General features: G+C 49.8%; 4 protein-coding genes. 1 reads left to right on the forward strand and 3 read right to left on the reverse strand.

Translation table 11 applies throughout. From position 1 onward, the window contains the following. Window positions 1-39: 39 nt before the first annotated feature. Window positions 40-180, reverse strand: a complete 141-nt coding sequence (locus OXG10_02200) for a hypothetical protein (protein MCY3826180.1) — start codon at window positions 178-180, stop codon at window positions 40-42. A 94-nt stretch (window positions 181-274) separates the two neighbouring features. On the opposite strand from OXG10_02200, the gene rpiA reads away from it, so the two are divergent. Beyond that, complete coding sequence (gene rpiA, locus OXG10_02205; protein MCY3826181.1) at window positions 275-976, forward strand: ribose-5-phosphate isomerase RpiA; 702 nt, start codon at window positions 275-277, stop codon at window positions 974-976. Between the two features lie 132 nt (window positions 977-1,108). Here rpiA and OXG10_02210 read toward each other — a convergent pair whose 3' ends face one another. Both OXG10_02210 and OXG10_02215 read right to left on the reverse strand, forming a co-directional pair. After that, window positions 1,109-2,824, reverse strand: a complete 1,716-nt coding sequence (locus tag OXG10_02210; protein MCY3826182.1) for a hypothetical protein — start codon at window positions 2,822-2,824, stop codon at window positions 1,109-1,111. Window positions 2,825-2,828: 4 nt separating this feature from the next. Then, on the reverse strand, window positions 2,829-3,794 hold a 966-nt coding region (locus OXG10_02215), incomplete at its 5' end, for a transketolase (GenBank protein ID MCY3826183.1).

Raw genomic sequence — 3,794 nt, forward strand, 5'->3', positions numbered from 1 at the left:
AAACCGAAATTTGTTTGCTAACCCCAACACGGTAAGCTCTTAGTGGGAATTCCTGTCAAGTATATAAGTTTTTTGCGGCAAAACAAACGGCATACGCCCAGAAGGCGGGGGTGGCCGAAGCGAGCTGGGGATATCGGGAACCGACACTTGCTTTTCGTAGTTGCCCTCAGGATATTTCATCTCTTTTTTACAGTATCCGGGAATTATTCGTATAGTATTATGTCTATGTTAATTGTCAGGGTATGCGGGATGACTTTGCTGATTCTTTTTCGAAATGGGTAAGACCGAAGAACTTAAAAAGGCTGCGGGCGTAAAAGCCGTCGACTTCGTGCGTGCGGGAATGCTTGTCGGACTCGGCACCGGGTCGACTGCGGAGTTTGCTATCGAAGAGCTCTCAAAGCGGATAAGAGACGGCCGGCTTTCGGATATATCCTGCGTTCCAAGTTCCGAGAGAACGAAAAATTTCGCCGAGGTCATGGACCTTGACCTCGTTGAACTCGATTCGGCAAGAAGGATTGACGTTACTATTGACGGAGCGGATGAAATCGATTCCGATTTTAACCTGATAAAAGGGGGCGGAGGAGCTCTTTTAAGAGAGAAGGTTCTCGCTCAGAACAGCAAAAGAAATATAATCGTCGCTGACGAATCGAAGCTCTCGCGGCGGCTTGGAGAGCGTTTTCCCGTTCCCGTCGAGGTGCTTCAGTTTGCCCTTGAAGCTGAAAAGGACTACCTCGAGAGTCTTGGAGGAGAGGTCCGCTTACGACTCGCTCGCGACGGTTCCCCGTTTTTGACAGATCAGGGAAATCTTATTGTCGACTGGAGCTTTGGAGAGATGGACGACCCCTCTTTTTTCGCCTACCGGTTGTCTGCAAGGGCAGGGATAGTCGAGCATGGTCTTTTCATAGGTACTACAAGCGATGTCATAGTAGCTTTTTCCCAGGAAGTGAAGCACTTTGTGACAATCTCGGATGCTTAAGGTTTTCTGAGGATCGTGACGAATATGACCGCGGCGGCAACCGAACTCGCAAATTTAAGTGAATTACTTAATTTATTCTTGGTTTTTGCCGCGGACGGTCAATCTTTTTAGTTGCGTTTGCGGGGGAGAGGATCAGACAAAAAACCGGGCGATTCTCTGTATGCTCTCTGAGACATCAGGCGTAATGCCGATTCTTACAATGCCCCTTCCCATTTCGTCAAGAGACTTGAAGTCTCCCGTGGCCTGAGCCATTTTGAGTACTTGGAAGGAGAATACTGATTCCGCGGAACCGACATCATCGGGTATGCACAGGTCGTTTTCGTTCTCGCTTACGATCTGAATGAAAAATCCTTCTCCCGAGTCTCCTTTGTGAAGTTGGCCTGTCGAGTGGAGAAATCTCGGGCCGAAACCCAGAGTTACGGGCACGGATGATATGCTTTCGATCTGTGCGCGGAGGGAAAGAAGCTCTTTTGAGTTTTCTTCTGCAGGGTCTACATAGGCCTGAATCGATATGTAACCTCTTTTCTTTGAAGAGATGATATCTCTTAGTTGCTCCGGGGATTCTATTTTTCTGTTACTTGAGAAAACAAACCCGTTTTTGGAAAAATCGGGTTCTTTGGATTCAAGTTTCCCCGTTTCCCTGTAGAGCTTGAGAAAACTTCTTGCAAAGGTTTTTGCGGATTCGACATCGGGCTGGTCAAAGGGATTTATTCCCATTATGCTTCCCACAAGTGCGACGGCAAACTCAAAACGGAAGAGCTCTGCGGCTATCTGGTCGGGACTGTCAACTACTATCTTCACGAAGGGAATCTTGGAGTTCTTGATGCGCGAGGCGACCATATCCACAGTTCTGTCTTCCCTCAGGGAAAGAAGAATGTATGCCCTGTCATCTCCGGGCCGTGGACAATCCGAGACCTCTTCGTCAAGCAGCGGAAGGATGCCGACGCCGTTTTTTCCGGTACTTTCGGCGATCAGTTGCTCCACCCAGTAGCCGAAAGGAAAAAGTTTTTCGGAAAAAACAAAACCCAGCTTGTCTCTTCCTTGTTCGGCCATAACCCCGAGAAATGTCCCCAAGCGAAAGGAGGGACTCTCATGGTATTTTCCTCCGACTGAGTTTTCGAGTTCAAGCAGCACGGAAAAGGCCGATTGAAGTATCTTGCGTATATCGACTCCCGCAAGGGATGAGGGAACGAGGCCGAAGTAGGAAAGCGCGCTGAACCTCCCGCCAACATTCGGATCGTTGATAAACACCCTGCTAAAACCATGTTTGTCGGCTGTTTTGATCAGTTCTGAGCCAGGATCCGTTATGCAGATGAAATGTTCTCCCGGGGCCCCGGTTTTTCTCTCGAGTTCGCCGTAAAAGTATTTCATGAGGGAAACGGTTTCCACGGTCGAACCTGATTTTGAGGAGACTACGAAGAGAGTTCTAAGAAGGTCTATGCTTTCCCGGGTCTTAAGAATGAAGTCGGGATCCGTAGTGTCAAGAAGAGTGAGGCGCAAAAAGCCGTCGCGGAGGGTGAATATGTTTCTGAACACCTCGGAAGAGAGACTTGAGCCCCCCATGCCTAAAACAACAACTTCGGTGAACCCTTTTTTCCTTATCGATTCTGAGAAGTCGTCTATTTCATTTATTACCGCGAGCATCTGCTTCGGAAGATGGACCCAGCCGAGGCGATTCGTGATCTCGGAAGGATTATCTGCCCAGAGCAGGTGATCGTATTCGAAGAATCTTTCGGCAAAGCGGTTTTTCTCAAGTTCGAGGAGTTGGGATTGGATTATGCTTCCGTAATCGCCCGCGTATTCGGTGTAGTTTGGTGACTCCGAACCGGCTTTGTTTTCAGTGGACACGGTACTAGTTACCAAGCAGTTTGAGGCATTCCTTTAGAATGGTGTCCGCGTTAAAGCCGAAATTGTTCATCACGTCTTGGTATGGCGCGGACTCTCCGAAGCAGTCTATTCCGTAGACCTTGGCATCGGGACCCGATCCCGTGAATTTTTCCCATCCGAACGTTGCTCCGGCCTCGACACTTAGCCTTGTTTCGACAGAAGGCGGCAGGACGCTGTCTTTGTACTTCTGGGACTGAGCTTCGAAAAGACTCCAGCACGGGAGACTCACGACTCTCGGATTTTTCTCCATCTCGCGCAGTTTTTCATAAACTTCGAGACAGATGTGAACCTCAGAACCCGTGGATATCAGAATGATGTCAGGTGTGCCGTTTGAGTCCGCAAGTACATAACCCCCCGCGAGCGCTCCATCGGCCGCGGCGTAGCGGTCCCTGTCTATTATCGGAACGTTCTGTCTTGTGAGAACGAACGCGGCGGGACGATCAGAAAGCCCCATCACGTGTTTCCAAAGAATCGCAAGCTCGTTCGCGTCGCAGGGACGGATGACATCGATATTGGGTGTGACTCTGAGGGCCGCCAGATGCTCTATGGGTTGATGAGTGGGTCCGTCCTCGCCAACTCCTATGCTGTCATGAGTGAAAATGTAGATTACGGGAAGTTTCATCAGCGCCGCAAGTCTTATCGAGGGTTTCATGTAGTCGGCAAACACAAAGTAGGTCGAGGCGTATGCTCTGAGTCCGCTGAGACACATGCCGCTTGCTATCGCGGCCATTGAATGTTCCCTGACTCCGAAATGAAAGTTTCTTCCCTCGCGGTCCTCGGCGGAAAAGCTCGTCGTACACTTAAGATAGGTTTTAGTCGAGGAGCCTACATCCGCGGCGCCGCCCATGAACCACGGCACTTTTTTTCCTTTGGCGTTAATTATGTTTGAGTTCTCGGAACTGGTCGCAACCGGGTCTGCGGGAGAGGCAAT

This window comes from Candidatus Dadabacteria bacterium (assembly GCA_026706695.1).
Taxonomy (GTDB): domain Bacteria; phylum Desulfobacterota_D; class UBA1144; order Nemesobacterales; family Nemesobacteraceae; genus Nemesobacter.

What these genes read in the sequence shown, in the direction of transcription:
- OXG10_02200 (MCY3826180.1), bottom strand. Translation starts at nt 180, where the DNA reads ATGAAATATCCTGAGGGCAACTACGAAAAGCAAGTGTCGGTTCCCGAT.
- rpiA (MCY3826181.1), top strand. Translation starts at nt 275, where the DNA reads ATGGGTAAGACCGAAGAACTTAAAAAGGCTGCGGGCGTAAAAGCCGTC.